Here is a 16,576-nt window from a genome sequence, read left to right on the forward strand (position 1 = left end):
CGGGAGAGCACAATGCGTAACACGATTAACTTTGCCGGACATCAAAACCTGCCCGTGATTGGTCAGGGTACCTGGTATATGGGCGAAAACCTCGCACAGCGTACCGGCGAAATCGCCGCATTGCAGGCGGGCCTTGAGTGTGGCTTGACGCTAATCGATACCGCCGAAATGTATGCGGATGGCGGAGCCGAAGAGGTGGTTGGGCAGGCACTGCTGGGGCGTCGCGACAAGGCTCTGCTGGTGTCAAAAGTCTATCCATGGAATGCAGGCGAAGTGGATGCCATCGAAGCCTGTGAGCGCAGCCTGCGCCGCCTGCAGACCGATTATCTTGACCTCTACCTGTTGCACTGGCGCGGCAATGTCCCGCTGGAAGAGACCCTGCGCGCCATGGAACGCCTGCAGCAGCAGGGCAAGATCCGTCACTGGGGCGTCTCGAATTTTGACACAGACGATATGGCAGAACTGTGGGATGAACCGGAAGGGAATCAGTGCGCGACCAATCAGGTGCTCTATCATCTGGCATCACGCGGCATTGAATTTGATCTGCTTCCGGCCTGTCAGCAGCGTGAGATGCCGCTTATGGCCTATTGCCCACTGGCACAGGCGGGACGGTTACGTGACTCACTCTTTACCGATTCGTTGCTGACTCAGATTGCACTGCAAAAGGGCATCAGCGTGGCGCAACTGCTGCTGGCCTGGGTGATTCGTCAGCCAGGTGTGATTGCCATTCCCAAAGCCAGTTCTGTGGTTCACGTTCAGGAAAATGCTGCGGCGCTGGAGGTAGAACTGACCAATGAGGATTTGCAGCTCATCGATCGTGCCTGGCCAGCACCACAGCATAAGTCACCGCTGGATATCGTTTAGCCGTTGACCTTGTCGCTGGCTGCGGCTTTCTTCTTCAGGCGGAACGTCGTGGCCAGTCGTGCTGGTTTTTCGCCGGCGCTGCGTAACGGTTTGCTGATACGCGCCGTCTCTACACACACCATTGTCCTGTAACCTTCATTCGCCATATCTGACATGCTACAGGAAAGTTCCACACCCGGGTTCCACGTGACAACGTCACTATGATGATGGTGATAAACCTCAATTTGCCGTTCACCCGTCGTATCATTGATAACTGAGCAGTCTTCTGCAGCGGTAAAGATACGGTCGATGCGTCCAGGATAACGTTGCTTGCCGTCGCTGCTGGCAACCTCGCCATTATTCACTTTGTCGATATAGCTGTTGCCCAGACCGGAAACCTCAACACCGTTGATATTGTTGACGGTGAAGTAGCTATGCAGCGCTGCCGTGGCTTCATAGTCGCCATAGGCTTCCAGCTCGATCTCGCAATGCTGGCCCAGGCGGAAACGGGCAATCAGAGTAAACTCATGCGGCCAGAGTTTCAGCGTCTGTGCGTTGCTCTCCAGCACCAGCGTCAGCATCACGCCCTCTTCATTCTCATCATGCGCAGTCAGCTTCCACGGCTGAACACGGGCAAAACCATGCGCCGGATCACCCGCCGGGCCAAACCATGGCCAGCAGATGGGTACGCCGCCGCGAATCGCTTTGCCCGGTGAGAAGAGACTCTTATTGCTTAGCCAGAGCACGGGCTTTTCTCCGCTCGGCTGCCAGGCAATCAGGTGCGCGCCCTGCAGGGTGACTGCTGCCCGCACCTTAGGATGACTGATGACAATGGCCGGGAGTTCACCCACCTGACGCTGAGAGAGGTAAGGGGAGATCTGATTCACCACCGGCAGAGAAAACAGCTTATCTTGCATGTTCAATTCCTTCCTGTGTGTATAAAAAAAGGGCGACCGAAGTCGCCCTTATTCTCAATGATGTCTGGCTGCCTTATTTAGCAGAAACCAGCGCAATCAGGTCGAGAACTTTGTTTGAGTAGCCAGTTTCGTTATCGTACCAGGAAACCAGTTTCACAAAGTTGTCGTTCAGCGCGATACCGGCTTTAGCGTCAAACACTGAAGTCAGGATTTCGCCATTGAAGTCGGTAGAAACCACATCATCTTCAACGTAGCCCAGAACGTCTTTCATCTCACCTTCTGCAGCCGCTTTGATTGCAGCACAGATTTCTTTGTAAGAAGCCGCTTTTTCCAGACGCACGGTCAGGTCAACAACGGAAACGTTAGGGGTAGGGACGCGGAATGCCATACCGGTCAGTTTGCCGTTCAGCTCTGGCAGAACTTTACCAACGGCCTTCGCTGCGCCAGTTGATGAAGGAATAATGTTCTGCGATGCGCCGCGGCCGCCGCGCCAGTCTTTGTGAGACGGACCATCAACGGTTTTCTGGGTTGCAGTGGTCGCGTGAACTGTGGTCATCAGACCTTCAACGATGCCGAACTTGTCGTTGATGACTTTAGCCAGCGGTGCCAGGCAGTTGGTAGTACAGGAAGCGTTAGAAACGATATCCTGACCATCATATTTGTCGAAGTTTGCACCACGAACAAACATTGGGGTGTCATCTTTAGATGGACCGGTCAGAACGACTTTCTTAGCACCAGCGGTGATGTGTTTACGTGCGGTTTCGTCCGTCAGGAAGATACCGGTTGCTTCAGCAACGACGTCAACGCCCACTTCATCCCACTTCAGGTTCGCCGGATCACGTTCAGCAGTCACACGGATTTTTTTACCGTTAACCACCAGTGCGCCATCCTGAACTTCTACGGTGCCGTCAAAACGACCGTGAGTAGAGTCATACTTCAGCATGTACGCCATGTAATCCGCGTCCAGCAGATCGTTGATAGCAACGATTTCGATGTCAGAACGCTTTTGAGCAGCACGGAAAACGATGCGACCGATACGGCCGAAACCATTGATACCTACTTTGATAGTCATATATTCCACCAGCTATTGGTTAGTGAATAAAAGGTTGCCTGTAAAATTACAAAAACCTTACCAGGCGTCAAGCGGAATCGTGTCAATTGTTGCGACAGGTCAATTCGCCTGCAAGGAATAATTCGATGCGCAACCGCTTGCGCGCCGCCAGGGGTACCGCGTTTCGCCGAATCAATCGCCGAATATATAGGGATGCCCGGGATAAAAGGTGATCAAAGTCACAAATACGCTTTGCGATTGACGGCATGAAAGGGTGAGCACAAAATAAGACCCGGTAATGTTGATCATTTGTTAGAATAATAGTCGAATTTTACAGAATGGCACTTCCCCGGAATCCTAAAAATGGCTAAAGACACCGCACCCGACGCAAAAATCGCCGAGCTGACAGAAATGCAGCGTTATGTGACACAGCAGCGCGGAACGGAACCGCCTTACAGCGGCGCACTGCTGCACAACAAGCAGGAAGGGATCTACCACTGCCTGGTTTGTGAGGCGCCACTTTTTCTCTCAGAAACCAAATATGATTCTGGCTGTGGCTGGCCCAGCTTTTATCAGCCGGTCAGTGACGATGCGATTCGCTACATCGAAGATGATTCACACGGCATGCAACGTGTTGAGATCCGCTGTGGCAGTTGCGATGCGCATCTGGGGCATGTTTTCCCCGATGGCCCGCAACCCACCGGCGAACGCTACTGTGTTAACTCCGCCTCGCTGAATTTTACCGACGAGCAGGGCGAACAGACCAAAGGGTAACGGCGATGAAGGAACAACTTGAAGCAATGCTTGCGTCGATGACGCCTGAAGTCTATCAGCGACTGGCGACGGCAGTCGAAATTGGAAAATGGCCGGATGGCGTGGCACTGACTCAGGAGCAGCGCGACAACTGCCTGCAGCTGGTGATGATGTGGCAGGCGAGGCACAATGACGCGCCACAGCATATGACCATTGCCAAAGGTGGCGAGATGGTAATGAAGTCGAAAAAAGAGCTGAAAGACGAATTCGGCATCGATCCGGATGTCACCCGCATCCATCTGCACTGATTGCATTAAATAAGCTGGCGTAATGCCAGCTCAATATTTAAATCAGAATCGCGCCCTGAGCGGTCATTTGTGCAAAGGCGATCTCACTGTCCTCAGGATTCAGATTCACGCCGCGGCAACCCTCTTTCACCACCTCAACGTGATACCCCAGCTCCAGCGCATCCAAAACGCTATATTTCACGCAGTAGTCCGTCGCCAGGCCCAGCATCACCAGATGGGTAATGCCGCGCTCACGCAGCCAGCTGTCCAGCTCGGTTTTACGGCGATGACCATTGTCAAAAAAGGCGCTATAGCTGTCGACATCCTGATCTTCGCCTTTATGGAAGGTCGCATCAAACAGGGAACGATCCAGGCCGGGATGGAAGTCCGCGCCCGTCGAACCCTGAATGCCGTGATCGGGCCACCAGATCTGCGCCAGACCATTTAATTCGCCCAGCGTGTAGACCGGTTCGCCGGAAACTGAGGCAAAGCTGCCGTGATCGGCAGGGTGCCAGTCCTGCAGAGCCAGTACGCATTCCCCGTTTTCATGAAACAGTCGCGCGTAACGATTTGCCACCTCAACCGTGTGGTCGCCCTCATGGACTGCCATCGGGCCGCCGGGGCAAAAATCGTTCTGGATATCAATAATGATGAGTGCCCGCTTCATTACATGTTGCTCCGTTTCAGTCTTCGGTCAGTTCGCCACGCAGGTTCTGCTGCATCTTTGCGCGGATTTGATCGGCAGAGAGATCCTGGCTGAGTAAAAAGTGTAGCTTGGTCAACGCGGCTTCCACTGTCAGGTCAAATCCACTGATCACGCCAGCCTCTTCCAGCGCATTGCCGGTGGCATATCCGCCCATATTCACCTTGCCAGAAATACACTGGGTAAGATTCACCACCACGATGCCGCGCTGACTGGCCTGCTGGAGTTCAGCCAGGAATTCCTTGTTCTGTGGAGCGTTACCCACACCATAGGAACGCAGGATCAGGGCTTTCACTGGCTGACGCAGGAAGTTACGCACCACGTCTGCTGAGATTCCCGGATAGATGGTTACCACGCCAATAGGCTGAGGCGTAATGGTGTGGACCTTCAGTTCGCCCTGGCCAGACGGGGCAGGAGGCGTATTGAGACGGCGAATATGAATGCCCGCTTCCAGCAGCGCGGAAAGGTTTGGCGAAGCAAAGGCGTTGAAACCGTCGGCATGGGCCTTGGTGGTACGGTTACCGCGATAGAGGGTGTTATTGAAAAACAGTGCCACTTCGCTGATCGGATAATTGGCCGCCACATAGAGTGAATTTAACAGGTTTTGCTGACCATCTGAGCGCAGCTCTGCCAGTGGAATCTGCGACCCGGTCACGATCACCGGTTTGGCCAGATTTTCCAGCATGAAGGAGAGCGCGGAGGCGGTAAACGCCATGGTGTCAGTGCCATGCAGAATCACAAAACCATCGTAGCGATCGTAGTTTTTACGGATATCTTCGGCAATAGACTGCCAGTCTTCCGGGGTCATGTCGGAAGAGTCGATCAGCGGCTGATATTCATGAATGGTGAAATCAGGCATCTCGGGGCGGTGGAACTCGGGCATGTTGGCCAGCTGCTCTTGCAGATGTCCGGAGACCGGAATATAGCCCTGCGCCGAGCGCTGCATACCGATCGTCCCGCCAGTGTAGGCTACGTAGATGTTTTTCTTTTGCATTAGAGAACTCAGACTTGCCATAAAACGCGCAGTATAAGGGGAATAGCGGGGAAAAGCAGCCCGACCAGAGGCCGGGCTGAGCGGTTTATCGCACTTCGCCACAATTCAGGCAGAAGGCGTAACGGTTTTGAGGATCGTTCTGTTTGTCGAACAAACCGGGCTGGGCTTTTATGGCACTCATTACATCCAGCATCGGTGCGGGCAGCCAGGCTTTCAGCGTATCCGGCAGTACGGCCTGCACAGAGGCGTTCATCTGGCTCAGCATCATATCCAGGAAGCTCGGGTCATCCTGATACCAGCTCAGCATGGGTTTACTGACTTTCGCCAGTTCACCTGCTTTCTTCACGGCATCATCAAAGTCACCCAGCGCATCAACCAGACCGTTGGCTTTGGCATCGCTGCCGGTCCAGACGTGGCCCTGCGCAATGGCATCAATCTGCTCAGGCGTTTTGTGACGTGACTTCGCTACCAGACCCACAAAGTTGTGGTAGCCATTTTCAATGGTCAGCTGCATCATCTGCTGAACTTCGGTTGGCAACGCTTTGGTGGTAGAGATATCCGCCAGCGGGGAGGTCGCGACACCATCTGTGTGCACGCCAATGCTGTCCAGACTGTTCTCCAGCGTATTGATCACGCCAAAGATACCAATCGAGCCGGTCAGCGTGCTCGGGTTCGCGACAATGTAGCTGGCTGGCGTAGAAATCCAGTAACCACCTGATGCCGCCATACCGCCCATAGATACCACAATCGGCTTGCCGGCTGTCTGAGCCGCCGCAAGCTCTTCACGAATCGCTTCCGAAGCCGTCACGCTGCCACCCGGGCTGTTCACCCGCAGAATGATCGCTTTGATTTTCGGGTCGAGACGCGCATCGCGGATCTGAGCCGCAGTGGTGTCGCCACCAACGTTGCCCGGCGTTTCTTCGCCATCCATGATGGCACCGCTGGCCATGACCACGGCGATATTGCCATCCTGCTGCGAGGAGGCCTGTTTCACGCTGTAGTCATAAATGCTGACGCTGCGATAATCGTTGCTCTGCTTATCCAGGCCAAAGGTTTTTACCAGCTCTTCATCAGCCGCCGCTCGGGAACCCAGCGCATCGACCAGCTTGTTATCCAGCGCATATTGCGCGGTATCGCCTTTCACCGCGTTTAATCCGGCAATGATGGCCGCCGCGCCAGGGAAGAGTTGTTCCGGCGTAATCTGCCGATTAGCTGCCACGGTGTTCAGGTAGTTCTGCCACAGCTGACCGACCCAGCGGCTGTCAGCATCCCGAGCCGCGGGGGACATGTCATCACGCAGGAACGGCTCAACTGCTGATTTATAGGTACCCACACGGAAAACGTGTGAGGTCACTTTCAGCTTTTCCAGCAGGGTTTTGTAATAGAGCCCGTTGGTGGCGAAACCATGGAGATCGACGGTGCCCTGCGGCGACAGATAGATTTTGGTAGCGTAGCTGGCAAGGTAATACTGAGCCTGGCTGTAGCTGTCGCCCAGCGCATAAATCGGCTTGCCGCTGTCACGGAATTCACGCAGCGCTTTGCCTACGTATTGCAGAGAAGGCTGATCGCCACCGGCAAATTCACGTAAGTCGAGCACCATACCTTTGATGTTGCTATCCCCTTTTGCCTGGCGAATGGCGTCAACCACATCAAACAGTGAGTTTTCCTGTAAACGGTCACTACTGGCTCCCAGCAACTGGCGGCCGATTTTACTCAGACGGTTGCTGACTGAGGGTTTATCCACCAGTACGCCGCTGAGATCGACTTTCAATGCGCCTTGCTGAATCGGCGCTGAACTGCCGCCCGATCCGCTGACCTGCAACCAGATCCCTACACCCACCACAATCAATAAAATCAGGAAAATATTCAGAATAAATTCCCTGATAAAATTCAGTACCCGCCAGCTCCAGCGGAACAGACCTGCAATTATTCGCCACAATGTGCGCATCAGACTCTCCATAAATATGTAGCAGGAAGTGGCCGCCGCGCGGACCAGACTTCCCCGACGAGCTCATCCTAAAGAGCGGCGTGTTAAAAGTCAGCAGGAAATCACTGCGCACTGTTACAAAAAATCTGCCTGTGCCAGGATAACTGCAACATAAGTGAGATTGGGAGAGAAACATGGACGCACTGGAATTACTGGTCAATCGCCGTTCGGCCTCACGTCTGACAGAGCCTGCGCCTGCGGGTGATGCACTGGAAAATATCCTGCGGGCGGGCATGCGCGCCCCGGATCACGGCACACTGCAACCGTGGCGGTTTATCATTGTTGAAAACGAAGGCCGCGAGCGGATGAGTCAGCTGCTGGAGCAGGCAGCCCGTGATAATCAGCTGGATGAAAAGGCGATCAACAAAGCGAGTCAGGCCCCGTTTCGTGCGCCGATGATCATCACTGTGGTGGCTCACTGTGAAGAGCACCATAAAGTGCCGCGCTGGGAACAGATCGCCTCGGCCAGCTGTGCCGTGATGGCAATGCAGATGGCGGCCGTGGCGCAGGGCTACAACGGCATCTGGCGCAGCGGTGCGTGGACCGAAGACGAGCAGGTTCGCCAGGGCTTTGGCTGCCGCGAGCAGGATGCCATCGTCGGCTTCCTCTATCTGGGTACCCCGCAACTGAAATCCAGCACCACAGTGCTCCCGCCTGACACAGCGCCTTTCGTCCGTTACTTCTGATCTGCCTGTCCGTTTCCGGCAGGGTGCTTTTCAGCCCTGCCTTTTGCACGGTTCCTGTGCGAACGATCGCTAACACAGCGCGTCACGCTTACGCCAGAAGGCCAGCCAGGCTAACATAGCCCGCGAGATTCAAACCGACAGCGAACAACCGGTTATCACTGTTTTCACCTGATGTTAAGGATGTCCTGATTCAATGCGTTTGTTTATTGCGGAAAAACCGAGCCTTGGGCGTGCTATCGCGGATGTGCTGCCGAAACCGCATCGACGTGGTGATGGATTCATTGCCTGCGGCAACGATCAGATCGTCACCTGGTGCGTAGGCCATCTTCTGGAGCAGGCGCAACCCGACAGTTATGACAGCCGTTATGCGCGCTGGTCGCTGGCCGATCTGCCGATCATTCCGGAAAAGTGGCAGCTTAAACCCCGGCCGTCAGTTGCGAAGCAGCTGAAAGTGGTTGAGGGTTTACTGGCGCAGGCGAACGAAGTGGTGCATGCAGGAGACCCGGATCGGGAAGGGCAGTTGCTGGTGGATGAGGTACTTGATTACCTGAATCTGCCCGCTGAGAAACGCAAAAAAGTGCAGCGCTGTCTGATCAACGATCTCAACCCTCAGGCGGTGGATCGGGCCATAAACCGGCTGCGTGAAAATCGCGAATTTATCCCGCTGTGCGTCTCTGCACTGGCCCGTGCTCGTGCGGACTGGCTCTATGGCATCAATATGACTCGCGCCTGGACGCTGCTGGGACGTAACGCGGGATATGACGGCGTGCTGTCGGTTGGCCGGGTGCAGACGCCGGTGCTGGGGCTGGTGGTCCGGCGCGATGAAGAGATTGAAAACTTCGTGCCGAAAGATTACTTCGAAGTGAAGGCGCATATTTTAACGCCTGACGGCACCCGGTTTATCGCCAGCTGGATCCCCAGCGAAGCCTGTGAGCCCTGGCAGGATGAAGAGGGCCGTCTGCTTAAACGCGCGCTGGCCGATCATGTGGTGGCGCGCATTACCGGCCAGCCCGCGATCGTCAGTGCCTACAGCGATAAGCGCGAAAATGAAGTAGCTCCGCTGCCATTCTCCCTCTCCAGTCTGCAGATTGAGGCCGCTAAACGCTACGGACTCAGTGCACAGACGGTGCTGGATACCTGCCAGCGGCTCTATGAAACCCACAAGCTGATTACCTATCCCCGTTCGGACAGCCGCTATCTGCCTGAAGAGCATTTTGCCGGGCGTCATGCGGTGTTAAAGGCGATACAGGCGCATCAGTCACAGCTGACCCCACCGGCCGATTTCGATGTCGATCGCAGAAACCGCTGCTGGGATGATAAAAAAGTGGATGCCCACCACGCCATTATTCCCACGGCCCGCGCCAGCGCAGTTAAGCTCAGTGAAAACGAACAGAATATTTATGAGCTGGTGGCGCGCCAGTATCTGATGCAGTTCTGCCCGGATTCGGTGTTCCGCAAATGTGTCATCGATCTTGATATCGCGGGCGGAAAATTTGTGGCTAAAGCACGCTTCCTCGCAGAGGCGGGCTGGCGCGCACTGTTGGGCAGCAAAGAGCGGGATGAAGAGAACGACGGCATGCCGCTGCCGGTGGTGGCGAAAGGGGATGAGCTTCTGTGCGAGCGGGGCGAGGTGCTGTCGAAGCAGACCCAGCCGCCACGGCCGTTTACTGACGCCACCATTCTTTCCGCCATGACCGGTATTGCCCGTTTCGTTCAGGATAAAGAATTAAAGAAAGTGCTGCGTGCGACCGATGGTTTAGGAACGGAAGCCACACGCGCCGGCATTATCGAATTACTGTTTCGTCGTGGCTTCCTGGTGAAGAAGGGACGTTACATCAATTCGACTGATGCTGGACGTGCCTTAATTCACTCTTTACCCGAACTGGCAGCCCGCCCGGATATGACCGCGCAGTGGGAATCAACATTGACGCGTATCAGCGAAAAGGCCTGTCGCTATGATGAGTTCATGCAGCCGCTGGTGCAGACCTTAACCGGAATTATCCAGCAGGCGCGACAGCAGCCTGCGGTGCATGCCTTTCGGGGATTACCGTCCACCGGCCAGAAACGTCCGGTGCGCAAAACCAGACGTAAAGTGAAGGAGACGGAATGAGGCGTTATTCAGTATTACTGGTCGTCGCCCTGACGCTGGCGACCAGCGCAGTGCAGGCCAACAGTCATTATCAGTCGATGCCACCGCAGGGTAATAATGGTGGCAACACCGATGTGGTGGTGGATATTCCGCCAGAAGCCTGGTCGCAGTCTGAGAGACGGCAGCCAGACTGCCTTCGCTGCTGTATCTTCGAGAACCGCAACTACACGGAAGGTGCGGTGGTGAAATCAGAGGGCGTGTTACTGCAATGCACCCGTGATGAACACTCCATTGGCACCAACAACCTCATCTGGAAGATAGTGAAATAAGTGTCGCGTGGCGCTCTGCCACGCGACCGTCACTTAAAAGCGGAAGGTTGACCAGACAGGCGCATGGTCAGAAGGTTTTTCCATGCTCCTGATAGCATAATCAATGCCGGTTTCGATGCAGTGCGATGCCAGGTTTTTGCTTGCCAGCACCAGATCGATACGTAAACCGCGATTATCATCAAACCCTTTCGAACGATAATCAAACCACGAGAAACGGTCCGCCACGTCCGGATTCTGCTCACGCCAGGTATCAACCAGTCCCCAGCTCAGCAGGCGATCCATCCACTCGCGCTCTTCCGGCAGGAAGGAGCATTTGCCGGTGCGCAGCCAGCGCTTGCGGCTATCTTCGCCAATGCCAATATCCGAATCGGTACTGCTGATATTCATGTCGCCCATAATCAGAACCGGTTTATCGGCAGGCAGGTCCTCAGTCAGCAGACGCTGCAGGTCGCGATAGAACTTCTCTTTCGCCGGAAACTTGGTGGGGTGGTCGCGACTTTCGCCCTGCGGGAAATAGCCATTGATTACAGTAATGTCACCGATCGGGCTGGGGATTTCCGCGATGATAAGGCGGCGCTGGGATTCTTCATCATCACCCGGAAAACCCCGGCTCACTGACACTGGCTCAGCTTTAGTTAGCAACGCCACGCCATAATGGCCTTTCTGACCATGAAAGAAGACGTGATAGCCCAGCTTTGCCACCTCTTCCAGCGGGAACATGTCGTCATGTACCTTGGTTTCCTGCAGACCGATAACATCGGGCTGATGCTCTTCGACAAGCGCCTGAAGCTGATGCGGGCGGGCACGCAAACCATTGATGTTAAATGAAACAAATTTCATGAGATCGACCATTGTTCAGCAAGTGATAGCCGGAGATGGTAGCGATTTTTATGCATAAAGTCATGACAGAACAGGGGATGATGGTGCGAATTAGATAAAGAGGATTGTCTGGCAGAGCAGGAAGCTCAGGTATTGTTTTGGGATGTGTGTGATATGCAAAATGGTGGTGGGAGAAGGATTCGAACCTTCGAAGTCTGTGACGGCAGATTTACAGTCTGCTCCCTTTGGCCGCTCGGGAATCCCACCAGGGATATATTGAAGTGGCTTAAGATGATTCAGATTCAGATGGTGGTGGGAGAAGGATTCGAACCTTCGAAGTCTGTGACGGCAGATTTACAGTCTGCTCCCTTTGGCCGCTCGGGAATCCCACCATGGCCTGAATCTTTCTCTCTTAAAGCGGGGCGCATCATACCAAATGCGATAGGGGTGTAAAGCGCCCACTGGCAAAACCATAACTGTTTGCCCACTTTTTACGCGTAGCGCTGAATCTGCAGACAATTCAGCTCACGGGTTGATTAAAGAATAATCGTGCGGTTGCCGTAAACGAACACGCGTTGCCCCAGCACCTTGTAGAGTGCGTTGCTCAGGACATTTTTTTCTACGTCGCGACCGGCGCGCATCATCTCATCAGCGGTGTAGCTGTGATCGACGTTGATCACATCCTGCATGATGATGGGGCCTTCATCGAGATTGTCATTCACATAGTGCGCGGTGGCACCGATGATCTTCACACCGCGTTCATAAGCCTGATGATAAGGGCGGGCACCGATAAAGGCGGGCAGGAATGAGTGGTGAATATTGATAATCTGGTTCGGATAACGCTGCACAAAAGCCGGTGTCAGAACGCGCATATATTTCGCCAGCACCACGTAGTCGGGCTGATAGCGGTCAATCTCTTCCACCATGCGATTATCATGCTCTTCCCGTGTCAGCCCCTCGTGACTCACCAGCACAAATGGAATGTCGAAACGCTCAACCAGCGAACGTAAAGTGTCATGGTTACCGACGACTGCCGCGATTTCCATATCCAGGCCACCAAACGCGCTCTTCATCAACAGGTCGCCCAGACAGTGCGCTTCTTTGGTGACCAGAATCACCACGCGACGACGACCAGCGCTGTGCAGTTCACGCACTGATCCCTTTGGCAAAGCGCTGTCGAGATCGGCGAGCAGCGTATTATCGTTGAAAATTCCTTCCAGTTCGGTGCGCATGAAAAAACGCCCGGTGCGATGATCAACAAACTCATTGTTCTGCACGATATTGAGTTCGTGCTTGTAACAAATATTGGTGATTTTGGCGATCAGACCTTTTGCATCGGGACAAATGGTTCGTAAAACTTTTCTTTGCATGGTTTGCGCTTGCATCTCAATCGAGTCCTGTCAAAGCTTTAGGAGTAAACCGCTGGGGCAGCTGTCAGCTTAACCACAACATTTTTTGAATTTTTTTCCACTGCCGCACGGGCAGGGATCGTTACGCCCCACGGGCGGTTTTGTACCGTCAACATAGTACCAGCGTTGATCCTCGCGAAGAAAGCGTGAACACTCATGAATAGAGTGAATGTTGGTTTTCTCGCGATATCGCGCAAAAAAAGTGACGAAAGCTTCGTTCTCATGGCTTCCATGATTACAACGGGTTACATTCAGGCTAAGCCAAACGGTATCGGGAAAACTTTCAGATAAAAGCCCTGACAGCTCCGGATGACGTTTCTCAGGATGCCAGGTCGCAACCAGATATTCCGCATTTTGCTGAACATAAGCGCAATAGCGGGATCGCATAAGTTGTTCAGCTGTAACAGGAATCTGGTTGCCCTGCAGAAAGGGCTCGCAACATACGCTATACTGCTCTCCGCTACAACATGGGCAGGTTTCTGACACACTATCTCCAGGGATTGATGAGTCGATTTCACAGGCGCGCTATGTTAGCTGACCCCACGTTGTGACGCTACGTATTGACGGCAGGACCAGATACAAATGAGAAAGGTAAAAATTGGATTGGCTCTGGGGTCTGGAGCCGCCAAAGGATGGGCACACATTGGCGTGATCAACGCGCTGGAGCGTGCCGGTATTGAGATCGACGTCGTTGCAGGCTGCTCTGTCGGGGCATTAGTCGGGTCTGCCTATGTCAATAACCGCCTGCCGCTGATGCAGAAATGGGTCAGTGCATTTCGCTACTGGGATGTCATTCGCTTGATGGATGTCTCCTGGCAACGTGGCGGACTGTTACGCGGCGAGCGGGTGTTCAGCCATGTCCGTCAGCTGATCCCCAATGATGCGATTGAACACTGTGATAAACCTTTTGGTGTGGTGGCCACTAACCTCAGCACCGGCCGTGAACTCTGGCTGACCGAGGGCGATCTGCATCAGGCCGTACGCGCATCGTGCAGTATGCCAGGTTTATTACCGCCGGTGGGCTACAATGGGTATTGGCTGGTGGATGGTGCTGTGGTCAATCCGGTGCCGATTTCGCTGACCCGTGCCCTGGGGGCAGACATTGTTATCGCCGTTGATTTACAGCATGACGCGCATTTAATGCAGCAGGATCTCTTTTCCGTTACGCCTAAGAACAGTGAAGAAGAAGCCGCAGCAGCGGCATTGAGTTGGGGTGGAAAGTTGCGACAGCGCCTGGTGAATTTTACCCAACGCCGTGCGTCTCAGTCGCCTGGTGCGATGGAGATAATGTCTACCTCTATACAGGTTCTGGAAAACCGTCTTAAGCGAAACCGCATGGCAGGCGATCCGCCTGATGTTTTGATTCAGCCGGTCTGTCCGCAGATTTCGACGCTGGACTTTCATCGTGCTGAAGAGGCCATCGAGGCAGGCAGGGTGGCCGTAGAGAAGAAAATGGATGAATTATTACCACTGGTCCGTGGCAGATAATGAAGTTGTTCATTCAAAGCGGTGACTTCGGGCAATTCTGAAAGGCGCAACTGCGTTTTATGAACCACTATTGAAATATCTGGTACGCAGGGGGAAAGAATGGAAAAACCACTACTCGGCAAAAAGATACTCATTGTCGAAGATGAGGCTGTTTTCCGTTCGTTGCTGGACCAATTTTTGTTATCGATGGGTGCTGTGACGTTACAAGCGGAAGATGGTCTGGAAGCAATTGCACAACTACAACAGCATACTGTCGACCTGATTATCTGCGATCTGGAAATGCCCCGCATGAGCGGCATTCAGTTCGTTGAGCACATTCGTACTCGTGGCAACGTCGTGCCGATTTTAATCATTTCGGCCACTGAAAACATGTCTGATATCGCTCACGTACTGCGTCTTGGGGTGCAGGATGTGCTGCTTAAGCCACTGAAAAACTTTGAACGCTTCCGTGAAGCGGTCTATGAGTGCCTCTATCCCTCTATGTTCACCTCGAAAGTGGAAGAGGATGAGCAGTTGTTCCAGGACTGGGATGCGCTGGTTCGCGATCCAAAAGCAGCCGCCAAACTGCTCAAGCAACTCCAGCCACCGGTTCAACAGACGATTGCTAACTGTCGGGTTAACTACCGTCAGTTGACGATGGCGGAGCAGCCTGGCCTGGTGCTGGATATCGCGGCGCTCTCAGATAAAGATCTGGCATTTTACTGTCTGGATGTGACGCGTGCCGGTGACAACGGAGTACTGGCGGCTCTCCTGCTGCGGGCGCTGTTCAATGGCCTGCTACAGGAACAACTGACCGGGCAAAAACAGCGTTTGCCTGAGCTTAACGGACTGCTCAGGCAGGTCAATTTGCTGCTGCGTCAGGCGAACCTGAGCGGTCAGTTCCCGTTGCTGGTGGGTTATTATCACCGAGGTTTAAAAAACTTAATCCTGGTTTCGGCCGGATTAAACGCCACCCTCCATGTTCATGCCCATCAGATTCAACTCAGTAATGGCGTCCCCCTTGGCACTATGGGCAGCACCCATCTTAACCAGATCAGTCAGCGCGCAGAGAGCTGGCAATGCCACGTCTGGGGCGCGGGCGGGCGCATCCGGCTGATGCTTTCGACGGAAGAATAAGCCGTAATAACACACGAATTCTGGCGCTGAAGACAGGGCCAGAGTTTAGCTTTACAGTTGGGTAATAGTCTTAATTTCGACGGTTTGGTCCCTTCCAGGATAAATCCGTTCGATACTAACTGATATACTCATTTCCGAATTTAAACCGACATATCAAGTATTAACTTGAACGGCCTATAAGAGAGGTATCTTAATGTCTGCCAATAATACCAAAGTAAAAAAAGCGGTAATCCCGGTAGCGGGTTTGGGTACGCGTATGCTCCCAGCTACCAAAGCGATTCCAAAAGAGATGTTACCGCTGGTTGATAAGCCGTTAATCCAGTATGTCGTTAACGAGTGTATCGCTGCTGGCATCAACGAAATTGTGCTGGTAACGCATTCATCAAAAAATGCCATCGAAAACCACTTTGATACCAGCTTCGAACTGGAATCAATGCTGGAAAAACGCGTTAAGCGTCAGCTGCTGGACGAAATCCAGTCGATCTGCCCGCCACACGTCACCATCATGCAGGTCCGTCAGGGTATCGCTAAAGGTCTGGGTCACGCAGTGATGTGTGCACACCCACTGATCGGTGATGAGCCATTTGCCGTCATCCTGCCAGACGTTATCATCGATGAATATGAATCTAACCCAACCAAAGATAACCTGGCTGAAATGCTGAGCCGTTATGAAGAGTCTGGCCGCAGCCAGATCATGGTTGAGCCGGTTGCTGATGTTACTGCTTACGGTGTTGTCGATTGTCAGGGCGCAGAACTGAACCCAGGCGACAGCGCACCAATGGTCGGTGTGGTTGAGAAGCCTAAAGCGTCAGAATCACCATCAAACCTGGCGGTAGTGGGTCGTTATGTTCTCTCTTCAGACATCTGGCCACTGCTGGCGAAAACCCCTCCAGGTGCAGGCGGCGAAGTTCAGCTGACTGACTCCATCGCGATGCTGATGGAAAAAGAGACTGTTGAAGCTTATCACCTGAAAGGCGTGAGCCATGACTGTGGTAACAAGCTCGGCTACATGCAGGCTTTCGTTGAGTACGGTGTTCGTCATCCGGTGTTGGGCAAAGATTTTTCTGAATGGCTCGACGGCGCAGTTGGCAACAAAAAGTAATTC

17 protein-coding genes and 2 tRNA genes are annotated in these 16,576 nt (G+C 53.7%); 9 read left to right on the top strand and 10 right to left on the bottom strand.

Annotation, left to right across the window (positions count from 1 at the left end; translation table 11 throughout):
* Positions 1–12 precede the first annotated feature (12 nt).
* Positions 13–864: an aldo/keto reductase gene (locus tag ACR8BF_RS08620; protein WP_292992340.1), complete on the top strand. Its 852-nt coding sequence runs from the start codon at positions 13–15 to the stop codon at positions 862–864.
* Here ACR8BF_RS08620 and ACR8BF_RS08625 read toward each other — a convergent pair.
* On the bottom strand, positions 861–1,760 hold the full coding sequence (locus ACR8BF_RS08625; RefSeq protein WP_179895587.1) for a D-hexose-6-phosphate mutarotase: 900 nt from the start codon (positions 1,758–1,760) through the stop codon (positions 861–863). The genes ACR8BF_RS08620 and ACR8BF_RS08625 overlap by 4 nt on opposite strands.
* A gap of 73 nt (positions 1,761–1,833) precedes the next feature.
* Positions 1,834–2,832, bottom strand: coding sequence for a glyceraldehyde-3-phosphate dehydrogenase (gapA, locus tag ACR8BF_RS08630; RefSeq protein WP_003852747.1), 999 nt, complete (start codon positions 2,830–2,832; stop codon positions 1,834–1,836).
* A 342-nt stretch (positions 2,833–3,174) separates the two neighbouring features.
* Here gapA and msrB point away from each other — a divergent pair, with 342 nt between their 5' ends.
* Both msrB and ACR8BF_RS08640 read left to right on the top strand, forming a co-directional pair.
* Entirely contained in the window at positions 3,175–3,585 is a 411-nt protein-coding gene (gene msrB / locus ACR8BF_RS08635; RefSeq protein ID WP_179895588.1) for a peptide-methionine (R)-S-oxide reductase MsrB, read from the top strand.
* Positions 3,586–3,590: 5 nt separating this feature from the next.
* Positions 3,591–3,872, top strand: a complete 282-nt coding sequence (locus ACR8BF_RS08640) for a YeaC family protein (protein ID WP_090960457.1) — start codon at positions 3,591–3,593, stop codon at positions 3,870–3,872.
* Between the two features lie 37 nt (positions 3,873–3,909).
* Here the strand turns inward: ACR8BF_RS08640 and pncA are convergent, their stop codons facing one another.
* The 3 genes from pncA to sppA form a co-directional block, all read right to left on the bottom strand.
* On the bottom strand, positions 3,910–4,518 hold the full coding sequence (gene pncA / locus ACR8BF_RS08645) for a bifunctional nicotinamidase/pyrazinamidase (RefSeq protein ID WP_434745868.1): 609 nt from the start codon (positions 4,516–4,518) through the stop codon (positions 3,910–3,912).
* Positions 4,519–4,534: 16 nt separating this feature from the next.
* A complete protein-coding gene (ansA, locus tag ACR8BF_RS08650; protein WP_179895589.1) occupies positions 4,535–5,548 on the bottom strand; it encodes an asparaginase in 1,014 nt (337 codons plus the stop codon).
* A gap of 85 nt (positions 5,549–5,633) precedes the next feature.
* Positions 5,634–7,496, bottom strand: coding sequence for a signal peptide peptidase SppA (sppA, locus tag ACR8BF_RS08655; protein ID WP_434745869.1), 1,863 nt, complete (start codon positions 7,494–7,496; stop codon positions 5,634–5,636).
* A 173-nt stretch (positions 7,497–7,669) separates the two neighbouring features.
* Between sppA and ACR8BF_RS08660 the strand changes: the two genes are divergently transcribed.
* The 3 genes from ACR8BF_RS08660 (at position 7,670) to ACR8BF_RS08670 (ending at position 10,639) form a co-directional block, all read left to right on the top strand.
* A complete protein-coding gene (locus ACR8BF_RS08660) occupies positions 7,670–8,221 on the top strand; it encodes an NAD(P)H nitroreductase (protein ID WP_179895591.1) in 552 nt (183 codons plus the stop codon).
* A 193-nt stretch (positions 8,222–8,414) separates the two neighbouring features.
* Positions 8,415–10,331 carry a DNA topoisomerase III gene (locus ACR8BF_RS08665; RefSeq protein WP_434745870.1) on the top strand — a complete coding sequence of 639 codons (1,917 nt, stop codon included), beginning with the start codon at positions 8,415–8,417 and terminating at the stop codon, positions 10,329–10,331.
* The gene (locus tag ACR8BF_RS08670) at positions 10,328–10,639 is read left to right on the top strand and encodes a DUF1496 domain-containing protein (RefSeq protein ID WP_179895599.1); all 312 of its coding nucleotides are present in this window, start codon (positions 10,328–10,330) and stop codon (positions 10,637–10,639) included. The genes ACR8BF_RS08665 and ACR8BF_RS08670 overlap by 4 nt, the downstream gene beginning before the upstream one ends.
* 33 nt (positions 10,640–10,672) lie before the next feature.
* On the opposite strand, the gene xthA is transcribed toward ACR8BF_RS08670, so the two are convergent.
* The 5 genes from xthA to ACR8BF_RS08695 form a co-directional block, all read right to left on the bottom strand.
* Positions 10,673–11,479 carry an exodeoxyribonuclease III gene (gene xthA, locus ACR8BF_RS08675; RefSeq protein ID WP_179895600.1) on the bottom strand — a complete coding sequence of 269 codons (807 nt, stop codon included), beginning with the start codon at positions 11,477–11,479 and terminating at the stop codon, positions 10,673–10,675.
* 161 nt (positions 11,480–11,640) lie between these two features.
* Positions 11,641–11,725 (bottom strand) — tRNA-Tyr (locus tag ACR8BF_RS08680).
* A 40-nt stretch (positions 11,726–11,765) separates the two neighbouring features.
* Positions 11,766–11,850, bottom strand: a tRNA-Tyr gene (locus ACR8BF_RS08685).
* 144 nt (positions 11,851–11,994) lie between these two features.
* Positions 11,995–12,843, bottom strand: a complete 849-nt coding sequence (gene purU, locus ACR8BF_RS08690) for a formyltetrahydrofolate deformylase (RefSeq protein ID WP_179895601.1) — start codon at positions 12,841–12,843, stop codon at positions 11,995–11,997.
* A 54-nt stretch (positions 12,844–12,897) separates the two neighbouring features.
* Positions 12,898–13,353 (bottom strand): YchJ family protein, encoded by a 456-nt coding sequence (locus tag ACR8BF_RS08695; protein ID WP_179895602.1) that lies wholly within the window; start codon positions 13,351–13,353, stop codon positions 12,898–12,900.
* 96 nt (positions 13,354–13,449) lie between these two features.
* Between ACR8BF_RS08695 and rssA the strand changes: the two genes are divergently transcribed.
* From rssA to galU, 3 genes are all read left to right on the top strand, one after another.
* On the top strand, positions 13,450–14,355 hold the full coding sequence (gene rssA / locus ACR8BF_RS08700; protein WP_434745871.1) for a patatin-like phospholipase RssA: 906 nt from the start codon (positions 13,450–13,452) through the stop codon (positions 14,353–14,355).
* Positions 14,356–14,454: 99 nt separating this feature from the next.
* Positions 14,455–15,471, top strand: coding sequence for a two-component system response regulator RssB (gene rssB, locus ACR8BF_RS08705; RefSeq protein WP_179895604.1), 1,017 nt, complete (start codon positions 14,455–14,457; stop codon positions 15,469–15,471).
* Positions 15,472–15,664: 193 nt separating this feature from the next.
* Positions 15,665–16,573: a UTP--glucose-1-phosphate uridylyltransferase GalU gene (gene galU, locus ACR8BF_RS08710; protein ID WP_013358052.1), complete on the top strand. Its 909-nt coding sequence runs from the start codon at positions 15,665–15,667 to the stop codon at positions 16,571–16,573.
* Positions 16,574–16,576 lie beyond the last annotated feature (3 nt).

It is taken from the genome of Candidatus Pantoea rara (assembly GCF_051136265.1).
Taxonomy (GTDB): Bacteria; Pseudomonadota; Gammaproteobacteria; order Enterobacterales; family Enterobacteriaceae; genus Pantoea; species Pantoea rara.

Bases quoted from the DNA above. Each gene is read 5' to 3' on its own strand.
- ACR8BF_RS08620 (WP_292992340.1), top strand. From the start codon at position 13: ATGCGTAACACGATTAACTTTGCCGGACATCAAAACCTGCCCGTGATT.
- ACR8BF_RS08625 (WP_179895587.1), bottom strand. From the start codon at position 1,760: ATGCAAGATAAGCTGTTTTCTCTGCCGGTGGTGAATCAGATCTCCCCT.
- gapA (WP_003852747.1), bottom strand. From the start codon at position 2,832: ATGACTATCAAAGTAGGTATCAATGGTTTCGGCCGTATCGGTCGCATC.
- msrB (WP_179895588.1), top strand. From the start codon at position 3,175: ATGGCTAAAGACACCGCACCCGACGCAAAAATCGCCGAGCTGACAGAA.
- ACR8BF_RS08640 (WP_090960457.1), top strand. From the start codon at position 3,591: ATGAAGGAACAACTTGAAGCAATGCTTGCGTCGATGACGCCTGAAGTC.
- pncA (WP_434745868.1), bottom strand. From the start codon at position 4,518: ATGAAGCGGGCACTCATCATTATTGATATCCAGAACGATTTTTGCCCC.
- ansA (WP_179895589.1), bottom strand. From the start codon at position 5,548: ATGCAAAAGAAAAACATCTACGTAGCCTACACTGGCGGGACGATCGGT.
- sppA (WP_434745869.1), bottom strand. From the start codon at position 7,496: ATGCGCACATTGTGGCGAATAATTGCAGGTCTGTTCCGCTGGAGCTGG.
- ACR8BF_RS08660 (WP_179895591.1), top strand. From the start codon at position 7,670: ATGGACGCACTGGAATTACTGGTCAATCGCCGTTCGGCCTCACGTCTG.
- ACR8BF_RS08665 (WP_434745870.1), top strand. From the start codon at position 8,415: ATGCGTTTGTTTATTGCGGAAAAACCGAGCCTTGGGCGTGCTATCGCG.
- ACR8BF_RS08670 (WP_179895599.1), top strand. From the start codon at position 10,328: ATGAGGCGTTATTCAGTATTACTGGTCGTCGCCCTGACGCTGGCGACC.
- xthA (WP_179895600.1), bottom strand. From the start codon at position 11,479: ATGAAATTTGTTTCATTTAACATCAATGGTTTGCGTGCCCGCCCGCAT.
- purU (WP_179895601.1), bottom strand. From the start codon at position 12,843: ATGCAAGCGCAAACCATGCAAAGAAAAGTTTTACGAACCATTTGTCCC.
- rssA (WP_434745871.1), top strand. From the start codon at position 13,450: ATGAGAAAGGTAAAAATTGGATTGGCTCTGGGGTCTGGAGCCGCCAAA.
- rssB (WP_179895604.1), top strand. From the start codon at position 14,455: ATGGAAAAACCACTACTCGGCAAAAAGATACTCATTGTCGAAGATGAG.
- galU (WP_013358052.1), top strand. From the start codon at position 15,665: ATGTCTGCCAATAATACCAAAGTAAAAAAAGCGGTAATCCCGGTAGCG.